The 23,463-nt window shown below is 71.3% G+C and carries 16 protein-coding genes; 8 read left to right on the forward strand and 8 right to left on the reverse strand.

All coding sequences use genetic code 11. From position 1 onward, the window contains the following. Window positions 1-32: 32 nt before the first annotated feature. Together K4B79_RS28865 and K4B79_RS28870 are read right to left on the reverse strand one after the other, a co-directional pair. Window positions 33-1,589 (reverse strand): APC family permease, encoded by a 1,557-nt coding sequence (locus K4B79_RS28865; RefSeq protein ID WP_232029855.1) that lies wholly within the window; start codon window positions 1,587-1,589, stop codon window positions 33-35. A gap of 193 nt (window positions 1,590-1,782) precedes the next feature. Continuing rightward, a complete protein-coding gene (locus K4B79_RS28870) occupies window positions 1,783-2,394 on the reverse strand; it encodes a hypothetical protein (protein ID WP_232029901.1) in 612 nt (203 codons plus the stop codon). Between the two features lie 421 nt (window positions 2,395-2,815). Here K4B79_RS28870 and K4B79_RS28875 point away from each other — a divergent pair, with 421 nt between their 5' ends. The 5 genes from K4B79_RS28875 (at window position 2,816) to K4B79_RS28895 (ending at window position 11,113) form a co-directional block, all read left to right on the forward strand. Then, on the forward strand, window positions 2,816-5,704 hold the full coding sequence (locus tag K4B79_RS28875; RefSeq protein WP_232029856.1) for a nitrate- and nitrite sensing domain-containing protein: 2,889 nt from the start codon (window positions 2,816-2,818) through the stop codon (window positions 5,702-5,704). Then, window positions 5,701-6,138, forward strand: a complete 438-nt coding sequence (locus K4B79_RS28880; protein WP_232029857.1) for a roadblock/LC7 domain-containing protein — start codon at window positions 5,701-5,703, stop codon at window positions 6,136-6,138. Before K4B79_RS28875 ends, K4B79_RS28880 begins: the two co-directional genes overlap by 4 nt. Window positions 6,139-6,147: 9 nt before the next feature. After that, window positions 6,148-6,543, forward strand: a complete 396-nt coding sequence (locus K4B79_RS28885) for a DUF742 domain-containing protein (protein ID WP_232029858.1) — start codon at window positions 6,148-6,150, stop codon at window positions 6,541-6,543. A gap of 333 nt (window positions 6,544-6,876) precedes the next feature. Next, window positions 6,877-10,527 carry a hydantoinase B/oxoprolinase family protein gene (locus K4B79_RS28890; RefSeq protein WP_232029859.1) on the forward strand — a complete coding sequence of 1,217 codons (3,651 nt, stop codon included), beginning with the start codon at window positions 6,877-6,879 and terminating at the stop codon, window positions 10,525-10,527. Beyond that, window positions 10,508-11,113, forward strand: coding sequence for a GTP-binding protein (locus K4B79_RS28895; RefSeq protein ID WP_232029860.1), 606 nt, complete (start codon window positions 10,508-10,510; stop codon window positions 11,111-11,113). Before K4B79_RS28890 ends, K4B79_RS28895 begins: the two co-directional genes overlap by 20 nt. Window positions 11,114-11,215: 102 nt before the next feature. Here K4B79_RS28895 and glpK read toward each other — a convergent pair whose 3' ends face one another. The 5 genes from glpK to K4B79_RS28920 form a co-directional block, all read right to left on the reverse strand. After that, the gene (gene glpK / locus K4B79_RS28900; RefSeq protein WP_232029861.1) at window positions 11,216-12,736 is read right to left on the reverse strand and encodes a glycerol kinase GlpK; all 1,521 of its coding nucleotides are present in this window, start codon (window positions 12,734-12,736) and stop codon (window positions 11,216-11,218) included. 83 nt (window positions 12,737-12,819) lie between these two features. Next, window positions 12,820-13,569: an MIP/aquaporin family protein gene (locus K4B79_RS28905; RefSeq protein WP_232029862.1), complete on the reverse strand. Its 750-nt coding sequence runs from the start codon at window positions 13,567-13,569 to the stop codon at window positions 12,820-12,822. Window positions 13,570-13,888: 319 nt separating this feature from the next. Further along, on the reverse strand, window positions 13,889-15,514 hold the full coding sequence (locus K4B79_RS28910) for a GGDEF domain-containing protein (RefSeq protein ID WP_232029863.1): 1,626 nt from the start codon (window positions 15,512-15,514) through the stop codon (window positions 13,889-13,891). Between the two features lie 150 nt (window positions 15,515-15,664). Next, window positions 15,665-16,855 (reverse strand): lipid-transfer protein, encoded by a 1,191-nt coding sequence (locus K4B79_RS28915; RefSeq protein WP_232029864.1) that lies wholly within the window; start codon window positions 16,853-16,855, stop codon window positions 15,665-15,667. Beyond that, window positions 16,852-17,298 carry a Zn-ribbon domain-containing OB-fold protein gene (locus K4B79_RS28920; protein WP_232029865.1) on the reverse strand — a complete coding sequence of 149 codons (447 nt, stop codon included), beginning with the start codon at window positions 17,296-17,298 and terminating at the stop codon, window positions 16,852-16,854. Before K4B79_RS28920 ends, K4B79_RS28915 begins: the two co-directional genes overlap by 4 nt. A gap of 155 nt (window positions 17,299-17,453) precedes the next feature. Between K4B79_RS28920 and K4B79_RS28925 the strand changes: the two genes are divergently transcribed. Together K4B79_RS28925 and K4B79_RS28930 are read left to right on the forward strand one after the other, a co-directional pair. After that, window positions 17,454-18,293, forward strand: coding sequence for a M15 family metallopeptidase (locus K4B79_RS28925; protein ID WP_232029866.1), 840 nt, complete (start codon window positions 17,454-17,456; stop codon window positions 18,291-18,293). Between the two features lie 69 nt (window positions 18,294-18,362). Next, the gene (locus K4B79_RS28930; protein ID WP_232029867.1) at window positions 18,363-18,899 is read left to right on the forward strand and encodes an NUDIX domain-containing protein; all 537 of its coding nucleotides are present in this window, start codon (window positions 18,363-18,365) and stop codon (window positions 18,897-18,899) included. Window positions 18,900-18,901: 2 nt separating this feature from the next. On the opposite strand, the gene K4B79_RS28935 is transcribed toward K4B79_RS28930, so the two are convergent. Next, a complete protein-coding gene (locus tag K4B79_RS28935) occupies window positions 18,902-21,268 on the reverse strand; it encodes a glycoside hydrolase family 31 protein (RefSeq protein WP_232029868.1) in 2,367 nt (788 codons plus the stop codon). A gap of 213 nt (window positions 21,269-21,481) precedes the next feature. Here K4B79_RS28935 and K4B79_RS28940 point away from each other — a divergent pair, with 213 nt between their 5' ends. Continuing rightward, window positions 21,482-23,458 carry an acetoacetate--CoA ligase gene (locus tag K4B79_RS28940; protein ID WP_232029869.1) on the forward strand — a complete coding sequence of 659 codons (1,977 nt, stop codon included), beginning with the start codon at window positions 21,482-21,484 and terminating at the stop codon, window positions 23,456-23,458. Window positions 23,459-23,463: the final 5 nt, after the last annotated feature.

Genomic DNA, 23,463 nt, shown 5'->3' on the forward strand with positions numbered 1-23,463 from the left:
CCGGGGCACTGGGACGGCGGGACACCGGGCCCTCAGGTGCGGTCCTCGGTCGGCAGGGCGGTGTCCGCGACCCGGTGCTCGGCGAGCACGCCGGTCTTGTGGCGCTGGACGAACCAGTAGTAGGCGAACCCGCCACCCGCGATGACCGCGACGAACAGGACGGCGCCCCAGCGCAGATACCAGTGGTAGGGGGCCGTGGCATTGTAGACCTCGGCCCGCGGCCAGATCAGGTTGAGCGTCATCGCCCCGCCCCACAGCACGGCGACGATGTTGACCGGCAGCCCCCAGCGGCCCAGCGAGAACCTGCCGTCGCCGGCCGGCTGCCACCTGCCGCGCACCCGGGCGACCAGCATCGGCACGGTGACGCCCAGGTAGGCGAGGTAGATCATGATGATGCCGATGCTGGTGACGACCGTGAAGATCTGCGGCTGGCGGATGTTGACGACGAGGATCGCCAGTGCCAGGACCCCGATGATCACGGTGGGCAGCACCGGCGTCCTGAAGCGCGGATGGCACTTGGCCAGCCGCGCGGACGCGGGCAGGTTGTTGTCGCGGGCCATCGCGAAGGCCAGCCGGACCGCGGCGGTGTGCACCGCCAGGGCGCAGACGGTGACCGCGATCAGCACACACCACAGCATCGCCTTGCCGGCCGTGGACCCGAGCACGTCGAGGACGACGTACTGGAGGCCGTCCGTGGACAACTGCTCGCCCTTCAGGCTGGAGACGCTCATCAGCGCCAGCAGCAGGATCAGGCCGCCCAGGACGAAGGACGCGACGATCGCCCGGATGATCGCGCGCGGCGCGTTGCGCGTGGGATCGAGGGACTCCTCGCCGAGTGAGGCGGCGGTGTCGAAGCCGTACATGACATACGCCGAGGCCAGCGCGGCCACCAGAAAAGCACCCAGATAACCGGCCCCGTGGGCCGCCCCGGTGCCGTTGGTCTCCATCACGACCTGCGGACCGCGGGTGATGTGGACGGCGAACAGGACGATCAGTACGACGGTGGCGATCAACTCGATGAACACGCCCGCCGTGTTGATCGTGGCCATCAGCCGGACGCCGAAGGCGTTCACCAGGGTGGTGAACAGGATCAGCACCGCGGCCAGGATGACCGCGTTGGTCGCCACGTCGTAGGTGCCGGTGCCGTCGCCCACGAACTGGAACGCCGACGAGATCTGCGGGAGCGTCAGCTGGTAGGCCAACGACACGGCCGAGATGGACACGATGGACGCGGTCAGCATCATCCACCCGGCCAGCCAGCCCAGATGCGGATTGCCGATCTTCTTCGACCAGTTGTAGACCGAGCCCGCGACGGGATAGCGGGCGGCCAGCTCCGCGAAACAGAGGGCGACCATGAACTGGCCGGCGAACACCATCGGCCAGGACCACCAGTAGGCGGGGCCGCCGCTGCCGTAGCCGAAGTAGAACAGTTGGAAGGTGCCGGTGAGGATCGAGATGTAGCTGATCCCGGCGGCGAAGGTGTGGAAGTTGCCGAGGGTGCGCTTGAGTTCGGGCTTGTAGCCGAACTCGGTGAGTTCGGCGTCGTCGTCGCCGTGTTTTCCGGACGCTGGTTGCTCGGTCGTCGTCATGAGCGGACTCCTGGCGGGCCGGGGGAGGGGGAGCGGCCTGGTGTACACCCTGCACGTGATGTGCTGATTGTCACGGCAGTGGCGCGGCTGATCCACCCTCTGGATCAAGGCAGTTCGGCACGCCTCGACCCCGGTCTCCCGCTCGCGGTCCCTTCGCCGGCCCGCCCGGCCGCCTCTGCGACGGCCCGCGGGGCTACGGGTGCGCCACCTGGCCGCGGCCCTCGCGTCGGCGTATCCGCGCCTGGGTGCGCTCGGCGGCCCGAGCCTGCCGCCTCGCCCTGCGCCGCTCGCGCCGCAGGGCACGGGCGGTGCTGCTGGGGACGGAGACCACGCCGTTGCGCTGGTTCCACACCTGGCGCGTCACCCAGACGTCCAGGGCGGCCCAGGTGGCCACCACGGTGCTGGCCACGCTGCTCAGCACCATCGGGAACGCCAGCCACGAACCGGCCATGGTGCACAGGAAGGCCACCATCGCCTGGATCAGCGTCACGGCGATGACCAGCACCGCACGCACCGCCGAGGTCCGGACCGGATCGGGCAGCCGACGCCGCCGCGCGGGCTCCTCCACCCACAATGGCCGGTTGTAGGGCTCCTCATGGGCCTCTCGCCCCTCACGAGCCTCAGGAGGCCGCGTCGTGCGGCCGGAGCCCTCGGGTGCCGCAGTGCTGCCCGCCCGAGCCTCGCGTCTGCCCGCCGGGCGCTCCTCCGGCGCGAGGTCGCGATCCGGCACCTCAGGGGCTCGCCGCACCCTGAGGTGCGTCGTCTCGTCGTCCGACGGCGCCTCGCGCCGCTCCGCCGTGCTCATCGACATGTCACTCCCCACCGCCGGTCAGACCTGCTCGCCCCGCGCCCGAAGACACGGCTCCCCACTGGCTGCCCGGCTTGCGCTGTTTTACGCCGCCCGGAGACGGCATACGGCTCGTGTGGCCGATTCCGCCCCCAACTCCCATAGAGAAGGACGAACGACGGCCCACCAAGATTCCCAACAACCGTAAAAATTCGGCCAATGAGTCGACCGGTCCGATCGCCCCCGCCGCGGCGGCCGTCCGTGGCGAGCGGGAGGCAATCTCCCCCAATGAGCGGACAACTCGCCATGACTCGTCACCGGTGCGGATGTTCAGCTTCCGGACCGGTCTTCGAGTTACGTGCGTGTCAGTAGTAGGCTCGCGCCGTTTGTTGACGCACATGTGTACCCCCGTAGGACGGGGGTCGAGCTGGGGGAGGCCATGCGCTTTCGCGGGAAGTCGATCCGCCGGAAGATCGTGGCGCTGCTTCTCGTGCCGCTGGTGTCCCTGATCGCGATCTGGGGCTTCGCCACGGTACTGACGGGCCGGGAAGTGGCCCAGTTGTTCCACGTGTCGTCGGTCGTGGAGAAGGTCGGTTATCCCACCGAGGACACCGTCCGGGTGCTCCAGCAGGAGCGCCGCCAGACCCTCGTCTACCTCGCCGACCCCCGGGCGTCCGACGCGCTCTCCGCGCTGCGCGGCACCCGTGACGCCACCGACGACGCCGTCGCCAAGTTCCGGAAGAACGCGCAGGATCCCGACGTGCGCGACGGCATGGACGCGGACGACGACGAACACGTCACCGCCGTCCTGGACGGCTTCGACGGCCTCGACTCCCTGCGGCGCAGCGTCGAGGAGGGCACGGTGACCCGGTCCGAGGCCTTCGGCCTCTACAACCGCCTCGTCGACCCCTGCTACGCGCTGCTGGCCGCCGTCGACGGCGTCGACAACGTGGAACTCGACAAGCAGGCCCGCGCCCTGGTGAACGTGACCCGGGCCCGCGAACTCCTCTCCCGCGAGGACGCCCTGCTCGGCTCCGCACTGGTGATGGGGAAGGTCTCCCGCGAGGAGAGCCGCGAGGTCTCCGACCTCGTCGCCCAGCGCACCCTGCTCTACGACATCAGCCTGCCGGTGCTGCCCGCCTCCGAACGCGAGCGCTTCCAGAGCTTCTGGAAGAACGCCACCACCGCCCCGCTGCGCTCGGCCGAACAGGCCGTGATCGGCTCCGAGTCCGGCATCCCGAACTCCGTGACCGCCAAGAGCTGGGACACCGCGGCCGGCGGTGTGCTCGACGAACTCGCCACCCTCGACGACCAGGCGGGCGACCGCTACCAGGACCGTGTCCAGCCGAACGCCATGGGCGTCATCGTCAAGGCCGCCGTCGCCGGCGTCCTCGGTCTGGTCGCCCTGCTCTTCTCGCTCGTGCTGTCCGTGCGCGTCGGCCGCAGCCTCATCCGCGACCTGCGGCAACTGCGGCTGGAGGCCCACGAGGCGTCCGGCGTGCGGCTGCCCAGCGTGATGCGCCGCCTGTCCGCGGGCGAGCAGGTCGACGTGGAGACCGAGGTCCCGCGCCTGGAGTACGACAAGAACGAGATCGGCGAGGTCGGCCAGGCGCTCAACACCCTCCAGCGCGCCGCGGTCGAGGCCGCCGTCAAGCAGGCCGAACTCCGCGCCGGCGTCTCCGAGGTCTTCGTCAACCTCGCCCGTCGCAGCCAGGTCCTGCTCCACAAGCAGCTGACCCTGCTCGACACCATGGAGCGCAGGACCGAGGACACCGACGAACTCGCCGACCTGTTCCGCCTCGACCACCTCACCACCCGCATGCGCCGGCACGCCGAGGGCCTGGTGATCCTCTCCGGCGCCGCCCCGTCCCGACAGTGGCGCAAACCCGTCCAGCTCATGGACGTCGTACGCGCCGCCGTCGCCGAGGTCGAGGACTACGAACGCGTCGAGGTCCGCCGGCTCCCCCGGGTCGCGGTCACCGGCCCCGCCGTCGCCGACCTCACCCATCTCGTCGCCGAACTCCTGGAGAACGCCACGGTGTTCTCCCCGCCGCACACCGCCGTGCAGGTACTGGGCGAACGCGTCGCCAACGGCTTCACCCTGGAGATCCACGACCGCGGTCTCGGCATGGCGGCCGACGCGCTGCTGGACGCCAACCTCCGGCTCGCCGAGACACCCGAGTTCGAACTCTCCGACACCGACCGGCTGGGCCTGTTCGTGGTCAGCCGGCTCGCCCAGCGGCAGAACGTCCGGGTCTCGCTCCAGCCGTCGCCGTACGGCGGCACGACGGCCGTCGTCTTCATCCCCGACACCCTGCTGACGGACGACGTCCCGGACACCAACGGCATCGGCTTCCGCCTGGACCGGCCCACGCCGACCAAGGAGGCCGAACTGGAGCAGGCCCACACCACCTCGCTCGCCAAGACCTCGGCCCCGCTGCCCGGCCTGGCGCCCAAGGTCCTGGACGGTCCGGTCGAGCTGGAGGCGCCCGTCGACCTCGACGCCCTCGGTGGCTTCCCCGGCGCCCTCGACGACGAGGACAGCGAACGCGGCGGACTGTTCCGGCCGCGCCGCTCCCTCACCCGCACCGAGGACACCGCGGCCGGCCACCCGGGCGAGGAGCCCCGCGAAGGTCTCGGCATCGGCGGCCCGGACTCGGCCGACAGCCACGACGACGCCCTCGACTCACCGGTCGCGCTGCCCCGGCGCCACACCCCCAAGCTGGTCAGCTCGCACGGCCGCCCGGTCACCGAGCCGCGGTCACGGCGCGACGAGACGGGCGAGGAGCCCCCGGCGGGCCCGAACCGGTCCCGCTCGCAGACACCGGCCCCCCTGCCCGCGCGCAGGCGCACGGCGGGCCCGCAACGCCTCGGCACCGGCGTCGCCGACCGCGTCGACCTCGACGAGCAGCGCGCCGGGGGCCCGGCCGCCCCGGGACGCGAGCCCGCGGGGAGCTCCGGCCCGCCCGCTCTGCCCAGGCGCACCCGGCGTGCGGAGATCGCCTCCAGCGGCCCGGGGGAGTCCGCCCAGCGCCCCGAAGGCTCCGCCCCACGCGAGACCGGCCTCGCCCCACCGAGCGGCGGCTCCGGCACGGCTCCGCTGCCCCGACGGGTGCGGCAGGCCAATCTGGCACCGCAGTTGAAGCAGAGTGCCCGGCGGCCGACCGACGACCGGGCAGGGCTCGACGAGCGGGACGCCGACGAGGTACGCAGCCGCATGGCCTCGCTCCAGCGTGGCTGGCAGCGCGGCCGCGAGGAGAACGCCGCGGTCGACGACACCGATGGCGGCACAGCACCACAACGAACGACAAAGGGGGACGGTCGATGACCGCACCGAAGGAGACCGGCCACAGCGTGAGCAAGCAGTCCGGCGAGCTCAACTGGCTCCTGGACGAGCTGGTGGACCGCGTCGCGAGCATCCGCAAGGCGCTGGTGCTCTCCGGCGACGGCCTGCCGACCGGGGTCTCCAAGGACCTGACCCGGGAGGACAGCGAACACCTGGCCGCCGTCGCCTCCGGGTTCCACAGCCTCGCCAAGGGCGTGGGACGCCACTTCGAGGCGGGCAACGTCCGGCAGACGGTGGTCGAACTCGACGAGGCCTTCTTGTTCGTCACGGCCGCGGGCGACGGCAGTTGCCTCGCCGTGCTCGCGGACGCCGACTCCGACGTCGGCCTGGTCGCGTACGAGATGACGCTCCTGGTCAAGCGAGTCGGTGCGCATCTGGGTGCCGCCCCGCGCACCGATCTGGCTCAGGGCGGGTAGTGGGATGGCATGAGCACTGACGGTCAGGGAAGAAGCCACTGGTTCGACGACGAGGCCGGTCCGGTCGTACGCCCGTACGCCATGACACGCGGCCGTACCTCCAGCGCCGGCCAGCACCGCCTCGACCTCATCGCGGTGGTCGTCACCGAGGCGCACGCGGACGACCCGGAGGGCGACCACACACTGTCCCCGGAGCACGTGGACATCGTCGACCTGTGTCGCGACACCCCGCAGTCGGTCGCCGAGCTGTCCTCCGAGCTCGACCTGCCCATCGGAGTGGTGCGGGTGCTCATCGGCGATCTCGTGGACGCCGAGTTCGTCCATGTGAACCGGCCGGTGCCCCCGGCCGAGCTGCCGGACGAGAGCATCCTGCGGGATGTGATCAACGGGCTCAGGGCCCTGTGACCGACGCGCTCGGGGTGCCGGGCGCCCCGACCGCGAGGGGAGCCCGACCGCCGGACGGCTCCTCGGGGACGTCACCACGCTTCCCGGGGGCGTCTGTGCCGTGCGTACGCGCAGTGGCGCGAGACACGCACGGACCGCGTCCGGCAGCGGGGCCACGCGGACCAGGCCGGCCGAAGGACTCGCACCCTGATGCGCCGGGCGGTGCTCACCGGTCCGGAACGGGCACGGAAACGACCCGGCCGATATGATCTGACCGATCGTCGACGACCATCCGCACCGGCCGATGCTCAGCCCGCGGACACGGTTCCGAACAGCACGATCGGGGAGAAGGACGTGACGACAGGCTGGCAGTTCTGGGTCGACCGGGGCGGCACCTTCACCGACATCGTCGCGCGGCGTCCCGACGGCCGCCTGCTCACCCACAAGCTGCTCTCGGACAACCCCGCGCGCTACTCCGACGCCGCGGTCGCCGGCGTCCGGGAACTCCTGGCCGACTCCCCGGACCCGGTCGACGCCGTCCGGATGGGCACCACCGTCGCCACCAACGCCCTGCTGGAGCGCAAGGGCGAGCGGACCCTCCTGATCACCACGCGCGGCTTCCGCGACGCCCTGCGCATCGCCTACCAGAACCGCCCGCACATCTTCGCCCGGCGCATCGAACTCCCCGAGCTCCTGCACGAACGCGTGGTGGAGGTCGACGAACGCATCGCCGCCGACGGCACCGTCCTGCGCGCCCCCGACCTCGACGCCCTCACCGGCCCGCTCCGGCAGGCGTACGAGGACGGCATCCGGGCCGTCGCCGTGGTCTGCATGCACAGCCATCTCCACCCCGCCCACGAACAGGCCGTCGGCCGGCTCGCCGCCCGCATCGGCTTCCCGCAGATCTCGCTCTCCAGCGAGGTCAGCCCGCTGATGAAACTCGTCCCGCGCGGGGACACCGCCGTCGTCGACGCCTACCTGTCGCCCGTGCTGCGCCGCTACGTCCAGCACGTCGCCGCCGAACTCGAAGGCGTGCGGCTGATGTTCATGCAGTCCAACGGCGGCCTCGCGGAAGCCGGGCAGTTCCGCGGCAAGGACGCCATCCTGTCCGGCCCCGCCGGTGGCATCGTCGGGATGGCCCGGATGTCGCAACTCGCCGGCTTCGACCGCGTGATCGGCTTCGACATGGGCGGCACCTCCACCGACGTCTCCCACTTCGCGGGCGAGTACGAACGCGTCTTCACCACCCGGATCGCCGGGGTCCGGCTGCGCGCACCCATGCTGGATATCCACACCGTCGCGGCCGGCGGCGGCTCGGTGCTGCACTTCGACGGCTCCCGCTACCGCGTAGGGCCGGACTCGGCGGGCGCGGAGCCCGGCCCCGCCTGCTACCGGGGCGGCGGCCCACTCGCCGTGACCGACGCCAACGTCATGCTCGGCCGCATCCAACCCGCCCACTTCCCCAAGGTGTTCGGCCCCGACGGCGACCAGCCCCTCGACGCCGAACTCGTCCGCGAGCGCTTCGCCGCCCTCGCGCGCGAGATCCGTGAGACGTCCGGCGACGACCGCACCCCCGAGCAGGTCGCCGAGGGCTACCTCCGGATCGCCGTCACCAACATCGCCAACGCGGTGAAGCGGATCTCCGTCCAGAAGGGCCACGACGTCACCCGCTACGCCCTCACCACCTTCGGCGGCGCGGGCGGACAGCACGCCTGCATGGTCGCCGACTCGCTCGGCATCCGCACCGTCCTCGTGCCGCCCATGGCCGGTGTCCTGTCCGCGCTCGGCATCGGCCTCGCCGACACCACCGCCATGCGCGAGCAGTCCGTCGAGGCACCCCTGGACCGCGCCTTCCTGCCCGGCGTCCTGAAGACGGCCGACGACCTGGAGAGCGCCGCCCGCGCCGAACTCCTCGCCGAGGACGTCGCGGAGAGCCGTATCCAGGTCACCCGCCGAGCCCAGCTCCGCTACGACGGCACCGACACCACCCTCACCGTCGAACTGACCGATCCCGACGCGATGAGGCACGCCTTCGAAGAGCGTCATCGCGCCACGTACTCCTTCACCCTCGACCGCCCGATCGTCGTCGAGGCCCTCTCCGTCGAAGCCACCGGCATCACCGAACCCCCTGATCTCTCCGCCCTGACCACCTTCCAGGGCCGCACCGCCGCGCCCGGGACCGTCCGCCTCCACACGGGCGGCGCCTGGCGCGACGTACCCCTCCACCGCCGCGAGGACCTGCCCCCGGGCGAGACCGTCACCGGCCCGGCGATCATCGCCGAGGCCGGCGCCACGACCGTCGTCGACGACGGCTGGCGGGCCGTGACGACCGACGACGGGCATCTGGTCATGGAACGTGCGGCGATTACGGAGAGTTCCGATCTCGACACGAAAGCAGACCCGGTTCTGCTGGAGGTCTTCAACAACCTCTTCATGTCCATCGCCGAACAGATGGGTGCCCGCCTGGAGTCCACCGCCCAGTCCGTCAACATCAAGGAGCGCCTGGACTTCTCCTGCGCGCTCTTCGACCCGGACGGAAACCTGGTGGCCAACGCCCCGCACATCCCCGTCCACCTGGGATCGATGGGCACCAGCGTCAAGGAGGTCATCCGGCGCCGAGGTGACCGGATGCGGCCGGGGGACACCTACGCGGTCAACGATCCGTACCACGGCGGCACCCACCTGCCGGACGTCACGGTGATCACCCCGGTCTTCGACACCAACGGCACGACCGGCCCGGCGGGTACGGAGAGTGACGGCAGGCTCCTCTTCTACGTGGCCTCGCGTGGTCACCACGCGGAGATCGGCGGTATCGCCCCCGGCTCCATGCCCGCGAACAGCCGCACCATCGACGAGGAGGGCATCCTCTTCGACAACTGGCTGCTCGCCGAGCACGGCCGCTTCCGCGAGCAGGAGACCCTCCGCCTCCTCACCGAGGCGCCCTACCCCTCCCGCAACCCGAAGACCAACCTCGCCGACCTGCGTGCCCAGATCGCCGCCAACCAGAAGGGCGTCGACGAAGTCGGCCGCATGATCGACGACTTCGGCCTGGACGTCGTACAGGCCTATATGAAGCACGTCCAGGACAATGCCGAGGAGGCCGTCCGCCGCGTCATCGACGCCCTGGACGACGGCGAGTACGCCTATGAGACCGACGCGGGCGCCGTCATCCGCGTACGCGTCCGCGTGGACCGCGAGAACCGTTCCGCGACCGTCGACTTCACAGGCACCTCACCCCAGCTGACCACCAACTTCAACGCGCCCTTCGCCGTCGTCAACGCGGCCGTCCTGTACGTCTTCCGCACCCTGGTCGCCGACGACATCCCGCTCAACGACGGCTGTCTGCGCCCGCTCGACATCGTCGTACCGCCCGGCTCCATGCTGTCCCCCGAGCCGCCGGCGGCGGTCGTCGCGGGCAACGTCGAGACCTCCCAGGCCATCACCGGTGCCCTGTACGCGGCACTGGGTGTCCAGGCCGAGGGCTCCGGCACCATGAACAACGTGACCTTCGGCAACGACCGGCACCAGTACTACGAGACCGTCGCCTCCGGGTCCGGCGCGGGCGAGGGCTACCCCGGCGCCCCCGTCGTCCAGACGCACATGACCAACTCGCGGCTGACCGACCCCGAGGTACTGGAGTGGCGACTGCCCGTCCGGCTCGACGAGTTCACCGTCCGGCGCGGCAGCGGCGGGGACGGACGGTGGCCCGGCGGGGACGGCGCGGTACGCCGTATCCGCTTCCTCGAGCCGATGACCGTCTCCACGCTGTCGCAGCACCGCAGGGTCCCGCCGTACGGTATGGCCGGTGGCGCACCCGGCGCGCCGGGTGCCAACCGCGTGGAGCGCGCGGACGGCACGGTCACCGAACTCGGCGGCAGCGACGCGGCGGACGTCGGTCCGGGCGACGTACTCGTCATCGAAACCCCCGGCGGCGGAGGCTACGGCCCCCCGTCCCCCCACCCCCATCAAGCAGGAGAAGAGATCGATGATCTTCGGGCGTTCTGAGCGTGGCAAGCCCCCGGTCGAGCCCGTCACGCTCAAGATCCTCGTGGCCGGCGGCTTCGGCGTGGGCAAGACCACGCTGGTCGGCGCGGTCAGCGAGATCAAGCCGCTGCGCACCGAGGAGTACCTCACCGAGGCCGGACGTCCGGTCGACGACACCACGGGCGTGGAAGGCAAGCACACCACCACCGTGGCCATGGACTTCGGCCGCATCACCCTCCGAGACGACCTGGTGCTGTACCTCTTCGGCACACCGGGACAGGAACGGTTCTGGTTCATGTGGGACGAGCTCTCCGAGGGCGCGCTCGGCGCCGTCGTGCTGGCCGACACCCGCCGGCTGGAGGACTCCTTCGCCGCCGTCGACTACTTCGAACGGCGGTCCATCCCCTTCGTCGTCGCCGTCAACTGCTTCGAGGGCGCGGCCCGTTACCCCGAGGACGACGTACGGCAGGCCCTGGACCTCGATCCCGGCGTACCGCTGCTGCTGTGCGACGCCCGGGACCGGGAGTCGGTCAAGGAGGTCCTCATCGGTGTCGTCCGGCACGCGATGGCCTACGTCTCGGAACACCGGCAGACCGTCACGACGTGAAGCGGACGCGGCCCGCACCCTCGCCGACCGGGGTACGGGCCGCTGTCCGTGCGCACGGCTCACGCGCGCGAGCGGCTCCGTGCCGTCCACGCGCGCGTGGAGCTAGTTCTCGCCGTCCTCCTGCCAGCCGAAGCTCTTCTCCACCGCCTTGCGCCAGTTGTGGTACTCGCGGTCGCGCACCGAGGCGTCCATGGCGGGGGTCCACTCCACGTCGCGCTGCCAGTGCGCCTTGAGCTCGTCCAGGTCGTTCCACACGCCGGTGGCGAGCCCGGCCGCGTAGGCCGCCCCGAGACAGGTCGTCTCGGACACCTTGGGCCGGATCACCGGCACGTCGAGCACGTCCGCCTGGTGCTGCATCAGCAGGTTGTTCTTCGTCATGCCGCCGTCGACCTTCAGGGTGGTGATGTGCACCCCGGAGTCCTGGAACATGGCGTCCACGACCTCGCGCGTCTGCCAGCTCGTCGCTTCCAGCACCGCGCGGGCCAGATGGCCCTTGGTGACGTACCGGGTCAGGCCGGTGACGACACCGCGCGCGTCGGAGCGCCAGTACGGGGCGAACAGGCCGGAGAAGGCGGGCACGATGTACGCCCCGCCGTTGTCCTCCACACTCGCCGCCAGCGGTTCGATCTCGTCGGCGGTGCGGATGATGCCGAGCTGGTCCCGGAACCACTGGACCAGCGCGCCCGTTATGGCTATCGAGCCCTCCAGACAGTAGACCGGCGCCTCACCACCGATCTTGTAGCCCATCGTCGTCAGCAGGCCGTTCTTGGACGGCACCGGCCGGTTGCCGGTGTTGAGCAGCAGGAAGCTGCCCGTGCCGTAGGTGTTCTTGGCCGTGCCCACGTCGTAGCAGGCCTGTCCGAACACCGCGGCCTGCTGGTCGCCCAGCGCCGACGCGACCGGCACGCCCGCGAGCTGGCCGACCGCGGTGCCGTAGACCTCTGCCGAGGACCTGATCTCGGGCAGGACCGCTTCGGGCACGTTCATCGCGGACAGGATGGACCGGTCCCACTGGAGGGTCTCCAGGTTCATCAGCATCGTCCGGCCGGCGTTGGTCACGTCGGTGACGTGCCGCCCGCCGTCCGTGCCGCCGGTGAGGTTCCAGATCAGCCAGGAGTCGATGGTGCCGAACGCGATCTCGCCGCGCTCGGCGCGGGCCCTGAGGCCGGGCACGTTGTCCAGCAACCAGGCCGCCTTGGGCCCGGAGAAGTAGCTGGCGAGCGGCAGCCCGGTCTGTTCGCGGAAACGGTCCTGCCCGTCCGTGCCGCCCAGTTGGCTGCACAGGGCCGAGGTGCGGGTGTCCTGCCACACGATCGCGTTGTGCACGGGCTTGCCCGTGGCGCGGTCCCACAGCACGGTCGTCTCGCGCTGGTTGGTGATGCCGAGCGCGCTGAGCTGGTCGGCGCGCAGTCCGGCCTTGGCGACGGCCCCGGCGACCACCGCCTGCACCTTGGACCAGATCTCGGTGGCGTCGTGCTCCACCCACCCGGGCTTGGGGAAGATCTGGCGGTGTTCGCGCTGGTCGACGGCGACGATCGCGCCGTTGTGGTCGAAGATGATGCAGCGGCTGGAGGTGGTGCCCTGGTCGATCGCTGCGACGTACTTGTCGGCGTTGTCCGTCATGGCTACCCCTTGGGCTGGGTTCAGAAGGCTGCTCGGGAAGCAGGCCGGAAGGCTGCGTCGGAAAGCTGCGTCAGAAGGCCGCGTCAGAAGGCCGCGTTGTAGATGAGGCCGGAGAGAGCGCCGCCGATCAGCGGGCCGACGACCGGGATCCACGCGTAACCCCAGTCGGACGTGCCCTTGTTGGGAATCGGCAGGAAGGTGTGCACGACGCGCGGGCCGAGGTCACGCGCCGGGTTGATGGCGTAGCCGGTCGGTCCGCCGAGGGAGAGCCCGATGCCGACGACCAGCAACGACACGATCAGCACCAGCGTGCCGGACTCACCGAGCCCCGTGGTCAGGCCGAAGGCGAGGATCGGCAGGACGAGCCCGATGGTGGCGATGATCTCCGTCATCAGGTTGGCGACCGGGTTCCGGATCTCCGGGATGGTGGAGAAGATGCCGAGCGTCGGCAGCGGTTCGTCGGCCGTGCCCTCCGTGGTGCCCGTCTTGCTCACATTGGCCTGGAACTGCGCGAAGTACGTGAGATAGCAGAGCACGGCACCCAGCATCGCGCCGACCAGCTGGCCCAGCACATAGACCCAGACCTTGCCCCACTCGCCGGTGTCGACGGCGATGCCCAGGGTGACGGCCGGGTTGAGGTGTCCGCCGGACAGGGGCGCGGCGGTGTAGGCGCCCGCCAGCACTCCGAAACCCCAGCCGAACGCGATCACGATCCATCCCGCTGCGCGTGCCTTGGAGTATCTGAGGGTGACGGCGGCGCAGACGCCGGCGCCGAACAGGATCAGGATCGCGGTACCGATGGTCTCGCCGACGAAAATGTCTCCGTTGCTCATGGCGGCTCCTAGGCCCTGGCCCGGGACGAGCGGCCCCGGTCCTCCGTGCAGGGTGCGGTTCCCTTGGCGAACTGCCGAAGGGCAGGGAGGATCCCGCGCCCCGCCCGGCGTCCGCGACGAGCGTGCCGTCGCAGCCGAATCGCCGGTGGGGGTATGGGCCTCGGCTCAGGTGGGCCCACGCGGCGCAGTGCCTGAATACGCCGAGAATGTACGGCGATGTCGACCGACACCGGAAGTGTTCACCGGCGTCCAGGGAGCGTCAAGGTCGGTGACGGCAACGGTTGAGGTCCGTGCGGCCGAGTCGCGCGCGGGGTGGGGCCTACCCCGCCCGCGCGGTCGTCGCTCCCGTCCCGCGTCGGATCTCGTGTCCGGGCAGCCCGGCACGCCCCAGTACCCAACTCGCCCCGTCCAGCGACTTCGCCGCCTGCTTGAGCGGGGCCAGACAGGCGGCCGCCTCCCGGTGGTCGGTCACACTGCCCGGCGGGCACACCACCGTGGCCAGGGACAGCGTCACGGGCCGTCCGCCCGCCGACCAGGGAACATCCAGCACGGAGGCGGCCAGCGGTTCCAGTCCCTCCGGTTCGGCGAGCACCAGGAAGTCGTCGCCGCCGATGTGACCGACGCGGGTGCTGTCCGACGCCGTGTGCTGCAACGCCCGTCCCACCGACCGGATCAGCTCGTCACCCGCGGCGAAACCGGCGCCGTCGTTGACCCGCTTGAAGTGGTCGACGTCCAGCCAACTCAGCGCGACCGTCCGACCGTCCGCGATCCTCCGGTCGACCTCGCCGGTGATCGCGTCCGAACCGGGCAGCCGCGTCAGCGGGTTGAGGCCGACGGCCTCCTCGACCCGGCTCTCGGCGAGCGCCCGTACCAGGTCGGCGAGGCGTACGACGCCCACGCACCGGCCGTACCGGTCGACGACGGCGACGTCGTCCGACGTACGGTCCCGGTCGCCGACGGCCACCACGTCCAGGACCTCCCACGCGGTGGCGTCGACGCCCACCGTCCGGGGCGGATCACCGAGTTTGGCGGCGGGCCGGTCGGCGTACAGAGCGTGTCCGTAGCGCCCCGACATGGACAGCAGGAAGCGGGAGCGGTGCACCGAGCGCACCGGCGCCCCGTCCCGGTCCACCAGCAGTACCCCGGACACCTCGGGCGAGCCGGTCAGCAGGGCCCGCACCTGGCTCGCGGAGGCGGTGGCGGGCAGCAGCGCGGCCGGCCGTACGAACTCCCGCACGGTGGGCCCCGACCGGGGCGTCTGGACGAGGCCGGGGGAGCGGGGCGGAACGTAGACGTCCGCCACGGGCAACCGGGACGGCGGCGCGAACAGCTCACCCTGTGCCAGCTGCGCACCGGCCGACAGGGCCGCCGCGCACTGCCGCTCGGTCTCCACGCCCTCGACGCACAGCAGCGCGCCCGACTCGTCGCACAGGGCCCGCATCGCCCGCACCGCCGCCGGCCGCTCCGGCAAGGACGCGTCGAGCTTCACCAGGTCGGGTGCGATGTCGAGGAGCAGCCGCAGAGGTACGTCCCCGTCGCCGACGCCGTCCGCGCTGATCCGGAACCCCTGCTCCCGCAGTCCGCCGACCGTCTCCAGCAGCGCCTGCTGCGGTACGTGGGTGTACGGCGGATTGATGTCGACCGTCACCTCCCACGGCAGCCGCCCCGCCTGGCGCACGGCGTCGTGCAGCGGTGAGAGGCCGCCGAGGTCGGCGAGCGTCCCGGCGAACACGTTGACGTGCAGCGGCAGCAGCGACTCCCTGCGGATGGCCGTACGGACCGCCAGCACCGCGAGCCGGCCGTCGAGTTCGGGGTCACGACGGGCCTCCGCGAGGATGTCACCCGTCTCCGGTCGGGCGAGTATCTCCAGCCCCGCGACCCCGCCGGTCGTCAGATTGACCACCGGTTGGAAAGCGAAGCGGAGAGTGTCCGTCCAGGAGTGCACGGGAGCATGATGGCGCTGTCGGCGCACGCCCAGGCGCAGTTCACGCGACGTTCACGCAGGATTCCGGGTCGGTCACGCAGCGTACGGGAAGCGCTTGTCGGTCCCGGGCCGCTCCGAGGTACCGTCCGGCCGCGCCGAGCGGTCCCCTCCTCACCGCACCGCGATCACCGCCGACCCGTGCCCGAACAGCCCCTGGTTCGCGGTGATGCCCACGCGCGCGCCCGGCACCTGACGGTCTTCGGCCGTGCCCCGCAACTGCCAGGTCACCTCGCAGACCTGGGCGATCGCCTGAGCCGGAACGGCCTCGCCGAAGGACGCCAGCCCACCGCTGGAGTTCACCGGTATGCGTCCGCCCGGGGCCGTCGCACCCTCCCGAAGCAGCTTCGCGCCCTCTCCCTCACCGCACAGCCCCAGATCCTCGTACCACTGCAACTCCAGGGCGGTGGACAGGTCGTACACCTCCGCCACGGAGAGATCCTCGGGTCCGATGCCCGCCTCGTCGTACGCCGTCCGTGCGATGGACGCCCGGAAGGTCTCCGTCGCCGACGCGACCGCCACCGCGGAGTCCGTCGCGATCTCGGGCAGGTCCAGCACGGTGCTGGGGTAGCGCGGCGTGACCGTGGACACGGCCCGGATGCGCACCGGATCCACCACCCCGCGCCGGCGCGCGAACTCCATGCTCGACAGCACCACGGCGGCCCCTCCGTCGGAGGTCGCGCAGATGTCCAGCAGCCGCAGCGGGTCGGCGACCATGGCGGAGGCGGCGACCTCCTCGGCGGTGACCCGCTTGCGGTAGCGCGCGTACGGATTCAGCACGCCCGAGGCCGCGTTCTTCACCTTGACCTGTGCGAAGTCCTCCATGGTGTCGCCGTGCACGGCCATCCGCCGACGCGCGTACAGCCCGAAGTACGTCGGGTTGGTCGCCCCGAGGACGCGGAAGCGCAGCCAGTCCGGATCGTCCGGCCGGTCACCGCCCGCGGGCCGGAAGAACCCCTTCGGCGCGGCATCCGCCCCCACCACCAGCACCACGTCCGCGCGACCGGCGAGGATCTGCACGCGCGCGGTGTCGATGGCCTGGGCCCCCGAAGCGCACGCCGCGTACACGCTGGTGACCCGCGCGCCCTGCCAGCCCAGCGCCTTGGCGAAGGTCGCCCCGGCCACATACCCCGGATAGCCGCCCCGCACGGTGTCCGCGCCGACGATCGAGCCGACCTCCCGCCAGTCCAGCCCCGCGTCGGCGAGCGCCGCCCGGGCCGCCGCCACGCCGTACTCGACGAACCCCCGCCCCCACTTGCCCCATGGGTGCATGCCCGCGCCCAGTACCGCCACGTCAGCCGTCATGCCCTCACCCCCGTCGGCCGCCACTGCCAGGTCGTCCAGACCGTCTCCGTGTCCTCATGGAGCACGCCGGGCACGACCTCCACCTCCATGCCCACCGCGAGTTCGGCCGGGGTGACTCCGGGAACCGCCTGTCCCAGCACCACCATCCGCTCCGCCTCCAGCTCCACAGCGATCAACGTGTACGGCTCCCACGGAAGTTCCGGGTCGGTCACATACGGTGACGGAGGCCGGTACCGACCGTCCGTGTAGGACCAGACGCGCCCGCGCCGGGAGAGGGGCACCTCCTCCAGATCGGCGCCCTGGCACCCGGGGTTGCGGCAGCGGACGTCCTCGCGGGGGAAGAAGACCGAGGCGCAGGCGCGGCAGCGTGTGCCGAGCAGACTGAAGTTCTCTCCGTCCCCGGCGAACCACCGGGCGACGACGGGAGTGCGCGTGCGGGACATGTTCCCTCCCTGACCGAGCGGAACTGACGGGTCGTCAGAAGTCTGCCACGCGTGTCCTCCCAAGGGCAGGGCCCGTCACAGTCGGCCGCTCCGCGGGGTGAAACCGCATCCGATCGCTTCCCCCACGCAACATGCTCCTGATAGATGCAGGAGACATGACACGACTCTCCAGTGCGGCACGCAGGCTGGTCACCGCTTTCGCCGCCCTGCTGGCCCTGACCGCGGCCTCCGCCCCCGCCCAGGCCTTCCCCGCCGAGGCCGCCCCCTCACGAGCAGGCGCCGACCCCAAGGCGCCGGCGGACTTCGTGGCCCTGAGAACCGTGGACCCGACGATCATCCAGGAGATGCGATACCTTACCCGTCACAACTTCGTCGGCGAGCGCATCGACGGCTATCGGCAGCCCCTGTGCATCCTCACCCGGCCCGCGGCGCAGGCCCTGCACAAGGCGCAGCGGAAGCTGCTCCGCCAGGGCTACAGCCTCAAGGTCTACGACTGCTACCGGCCCCAGCGCGCCGTGAACCACTTCGTCCGCTGGGCCAAGGACCTCGAAGACCAGGCCATGAAGGGCGAGTTCTATCCCGACGTCGACAAGACCCGGCTGTTCGAGGACGGTTACATCGCCGAGAAGTCGGGGCACAGCCGAGGCTCGACCATGGACCTCACCCTCGTGAAGCTCCCCGCCAGCCCGACCAGGCCGTATGTGCCGGGCGAGCCCCTGGTGCCCTGTTACGCGCCCAGGAGTGAGCGATTTCCGGACAACTCCGTGGACATGGGCACCGGGTTCGACTGCTTCGACACCCTCTCGCACACCCTCGATCCCCGTATCCAAGGGACCCAGCGCGCCAACCGCCTGCTCCTCAAGAGCACTCTGGAAGGCCTCGGCTTCGTCAATCTCGCCGAGGAGTGGTGGCACTACACCTACAAGCCCGAGCCCTACCCGGACACCTACTTCGACTTCCCGGTCTCCGCAAAGTCGCTGACCAAGGGCCCTTGAGACCGGATCGGAGGAAAAACGAGCCTCCGCCGGAGTACGCCCTTCCGTTGATCGGATACAGTCCGCCGCGTGTCCGAAACTCAGCACCCCTACCCCAACTCCACGCCCGGCTCCCACTGTTCGAGCTGTGGAGCTCTCTACGAAGAGGGCGTCTCCGGCTGGCCCCGCACCTGCCCGGCCTGCCACACCGTGGCCTACCGCAACCCGCTCCCCGTCGCGGTGGCCCTCCAGCCCGTGTACGACACACAGGGCACCGCCCTCGTGGTCATCACCCGAACCGTCGAACCCGCGCGCGGAGGCATCGCGCTGCCCGGCGGCTACATCGACGACCGTGAGGACTGGCGACAGGCCGTCGTCCGTGAGCTCAAGGAAGAGACCGGCATCGACGCGGCGAGCCGTGACGTACGGCTCGTCGACGCGATGAGCTCGCAGGACGGACACCTGCTCCTGCTCGGTGTGCTGCCGGAGCGCCCGGCCGACGGCCTGCCGCCCTCCGCCGCCACGGACGAGACCGAGGGCTGGCACCTCCTGCGCAGGCCGGAGGAGCTCGCCTTCCCGCTGCACACGGCGGCCGTGCGGGCCTGGTTCGAGGGCCGCTACCTCTGACCTCAGCCCGTCCCGAGGCCTCGTATCCGGACCGGGTGGGACGGCTCGCTCAGACCGTCCTCACCCTCTCGCTCGACCACCACCCGCCGGCCCTCCCAGCGGGCGACGTAGCGCTCGATCTCCGGTTCGTCCCAGCCGTCGCCCGCGTCCGGCACGACCAGCCCGCCTCCGGTCCGCCCGCGCGCGGGCGCCCAGACCTCCAGTTCCAGCCCGCCGTCGTCCCCCCGCACCGGGACGACGGCGCCCGCGCGCGCGAGCACCGGAATGCGCGCCAAGGGCGCGTCGAGAAGAACCTGTGCGGGCCCCTCGTAGACCTTCTCGGTCGTGGTGTCGTACCACCGTCCCCGCGGCAGCTGCACCGCCCACCGGTCCGCCCCCGGGTCGAGCACCGGGGCCACGAGCAGACAGTCGCCCAGCAGGAACGCGTCCTCGCAGTCGCGCAGGGCCCGGTCCTCGGGCGCCGACCACCACAACGGCCGCACATAGGGCGCTCCCGTACGCCGTGCCAGATGCGCGAGGGTCACGAAGTAGGGCAGCAGCCGCCGACGCTCGTCGAGCGCCACGCGCGCGTGCTCCAGCACCTCGGCACCGTACTCCCAGGGCTCCCTGCGGCCCGCTCGCAGACTCGCGTGCGTGCGGAACAGCGGCAGATACGCTCCCAGCTGGAACCACCGCAGATACAGCTCGGGCGAGGGATCCCCGTCGAAGCCGCCGATGTCGGGTCCCGAGTACGGCACCCCGCACAGACCGAGCCCCATGACCAGCGCCAGCGAGGCCCGCAGTCCGGACCAGCCCGTGGCCACGTCCCCCGACCACGTGCCCCCGTAGCGCTGCATGCCCGCCCAGCCGGACCGCGAGAAGACGAAGGGGCGCTCCTCGGGGGCCAGTTCGCGCAGGCCTTCGTACCCGGCCCGGGCCATGCACAGGGCGTAGACGTTGTGGGCCTCGCGATGATCCCCCTCGCGCCCCTCCAGGGAGTGACGGGCCGAGCGCGGCAGCGTCGACTCCCCGAAGGCGGTGAACGAGGTCGGTTCGTTCATGTCGTGCCAGAAGCCGGAGAAGCCCTGTGCGAGCCGCTCCGCGTACAGGCGCCCCCACCACTGCCGCACGCGCGCGTCCGTGAAGTCCGGAAACGCGGACTCCCCGGGCCACACGACTCCCCGTACGAGACGTCCCGACGCGTCCCGCACGAACGCGTCCTCGGCCGTCCCGCCGTCGAACACGGCGTTGCCCGGCTCCGCCTTCACCGCCGGATCCACGATCGACACCAGCCGGACGCCGTCCCGCCGCAGGTCCTCCGCGAGCTGCGGCAGCTTCGGGAAGCGCTCCTGGTCGACCGTGAACACCTGATGGGCGTCGTAGTGGTCGATGTCCAGATGGATCGCGTCGAGCGGCAGATCGCGCTCCTGGTAGCCCGAGACGATCCGCCGCACCTCCTGCTCACTGCCGAAGCCCCAGCGCGCGTGGTGATGGCCCAGCGCCCACGTGGGCGGCAGCGCGGGCGCACCGGAGAGCGAGGCCCAGGCGAGCAGCACGCGCGCTGGGGTGCCCACCATCACCCAGCAGCGCAGCGGACCGCCCTCCATCCGCAGCTCGGACAGGCCGTTCCGGTCGTGCCCGGACCCCGCGCCCTCCTCGCCCTCCCGCAGGGTGACCGTGCCGTCCCACGAGGTGTCGTGGAACGCCAGGTGGGTGGCCGCGTCGGCCACCACGAACTGCACCGGCATCGTGAGGTACAGCGGATCGTCGCCGGGGCCGAAGGGCCGGCCGGGATCGGTGTTCCACAGCCGGTACGTCCCGTCCCGCAGCCGGGGCCCCGACGCCCGCCCGCCGAGCCCGAAGAACCGCGCGTCCGCGGCCACCTCCGAGCGCTGCATCCAGCGCGCCCGGCCGCCGTCCACCGGCTCCCACCAGCGGGGCGGCAGATCCCGCCGGAGCATCACACCGCCGGGCGTGAGCACCTCGATCGCGCCGTGCCGGGAGACGACGACCGTCACCCGCTCGGCGACCACCCGCCAGCCACCGTCCTTGTCCGGCTCCAGCACCGCCCGGGGATCGGGTTCCGGGCAACGGCCCGCGAGCGCGTACGACGGCTCGGGAGCGGCCCCGTCCCAGCCCCAGAAGACGGCACCGTTCACGGCCACGGTGACCCGCAGCTCGGAGCGGCTGAACCGGAGAACACCGCCCCCGGGCCCAGGCTCCACGGCCTGGAGAGGGCCGGGCACCCGCGCGCGCTCGGCGCCCCGCGGCGCCAGCCCGCTCGCGTCGGCACGCCTCCTGCGCCATGCGGCCCGTACGGTACGCAACCCTTGGGCCGCCCCCGCAGAACCAACCGTCTTCACCGAACGCACCAGGTCACGACCTTCCATACTGCTCAGCCTGCCATTGACCCGCCCGCATGTGCGTATCGTTCAACTGCCGTTCACCCGTGCTGGGACCACATCTTCACGACACGGACTATGTGGGGCTCACCCTGGCGTAGGAATTGATCACATGGCATCGTCCGTGTCAGCCGCGTCACGCGCACACCCCAGCCCGTGCGCGCAGGACGCACACCACGCGCAGAGTCCGGGAGCCGCCCCATGTCGACCGTGAACCCCCAGCCGCTCTGGCAGCCCGATCCGGAACGCATCGCACGCGCTCAGGTCACCCGGTTCCAGGCCTGGGCCGCCCAGCACCACGGAGCCCCCGCCGAGGGCGGCTACGCGGCCCTGCACCGCTGGTCGGTCGACGAACTGGACACCTTCTGGAAAGCCGTCACCGAATGGTTCGACGTACGGTTCTCCACCCCCTACGCGCGCGTGCTCGGCGACCGGTCGATGCCCGGCGCCCAGTGGTTCCCCGGAGCGACCCTCAACTACGCCGAACACGCCCTGCGCGCCCACGCGACCCGGGCGGACGAACCCGCACTCCTGTACGTCGACGAGACCCACGAACCGCGCCCGGTGACCTGGTCCGAGCTACGCCGCGAGGTCGGCTCCCTGGCCGCCGAACTGCGCGCCCTCGGCGTACGCCAGGGAGACCGTGTCAGCGGCTACCTCCCGAACATCCCCCAAGCCGTCGTCGCCCTGCTCGCCACGGCCGCCGTGGGCGGCGTGTGGACGTCCTGCGCCCCGGACTTCGGCGCCCGCAGCGTCCTGGACCGCTTCCAGCAGGTGGAACCGGTGGTCCTGTTCACCGTCGACGGCTACCGCTACGGCGGCAAGGAACACGACCGCCGCGCCACGGTCGCCGAACTCCGGCGCGAACTGCCCACCCTGCGTGCCGTCGTCCACATCCCCCTCCTGGGCACCGACGCCCCCGAGGGCGCTCTGGACTGGTCGGCCCTCACAGCGGCGGACACGGAACCCGTCTTCGAGCAGGTGCCCTTCGACCACCCCCTGTGGGTGCTCTACTCCTCCGGCACGACCGGCCTCCCCAAGGCGATCGTGCAGTCCCAGGGCGGCATCCTCGTCGAGCACCTCAAACAGCTCGCCCTGCACTGCGACCTCGGCCCCCAGGACCGCTTCTTCTGGTACACCTCGACCGGCTGGATGATGTGGAACTTCCTCGTCTCCGGCCTCCTCACCGGAACAACCGTCGTCCTGTACGACGGCAGTCCCGGCTACCCCGACACGGGCGCCCAGTGGCGGATCGCCGAACGCACCGGGGCCACCCTCTACGGGACGTCCGCGGCGTACGTCATGGCCTGCCGCAAGGCGGACGTGCACCCGGCCCGCGACTTCGACCTCTCCACGGTGCGGTGTGTCGCCACCACCGGTTCGCCGCTCCCGCCCGACGGGTTCCGCTGGCTGCACGACGAGTTCGCAGAGAGCGGGGCCGACCTGTGGATCGCCTCCGTCAGCGGCGGCACGGACGTGTGCTCCTGCTTCGCGGGAGCCGTACCCACGCTCCCCGTGCACATCGGCGAACTCCAGGCACCCGGCCTGGGCACGGACCTCCAGTCCTGGGACCCGAGCGGCAAGCCCCTGATCGACGAGGTCGGCGAGCTGGTGGTCACCAACCCCATGCCGTCCATGCCGATCCGCTTCTGGAACGACCCCGACGGCAGCCGCTACCACGACAGCTACTTCGACACGTATCCCGGCGTCTGGCGCCACGGCGACTGGATCACCATCACCGCGCGCGGATCCGTCGTCATCCACGGCCGCTCCGACTCGACCCTCAACCGCCAGGGCGTCCGCATGGGTTCGGCCGACATCTACGAAGCGGTCGAACGCCTCCCGGAGATCAAGGAGTCGCTCGTCGTCGGCATCGAACAACCCGACGGCGGCTACTGGATGCCCCTCTTCGTCCACCTGAGCCCGGGGGCCACCCTCGACGACGCCCTCCTGGGCCGCATCAAGCAGACCATCCGCGAACACCTCTCGCCCCGCCACGTCCCCGACGAGGTCATCGAGGTCCCCGGCATCCCGCACACCCTCACCGGCAAGCGCATCGAGGTGCCCGTCAAGCGCCTTCTCCAGGGCACCGCCCTGGAGAAGGCGGTCAACCCCGGCTCCATCGACAACCTCGACCTGCTCCACTTCTACGAGGACCTGGCCCGCAAACGCGCCTGACCACC

The sequence above is a fragment of the Streptomyces lincolnensis genome (genome assembly GCF_021173675.1).
In the GTDB taxonomy this organism is placed as follows: domain Bacteria; phylum Actinomycetota; class Actinomycetes; order Streptomycetales; family Streptomycetaceae; genus Streptomyces; species Streptomyces lincolnensis_B.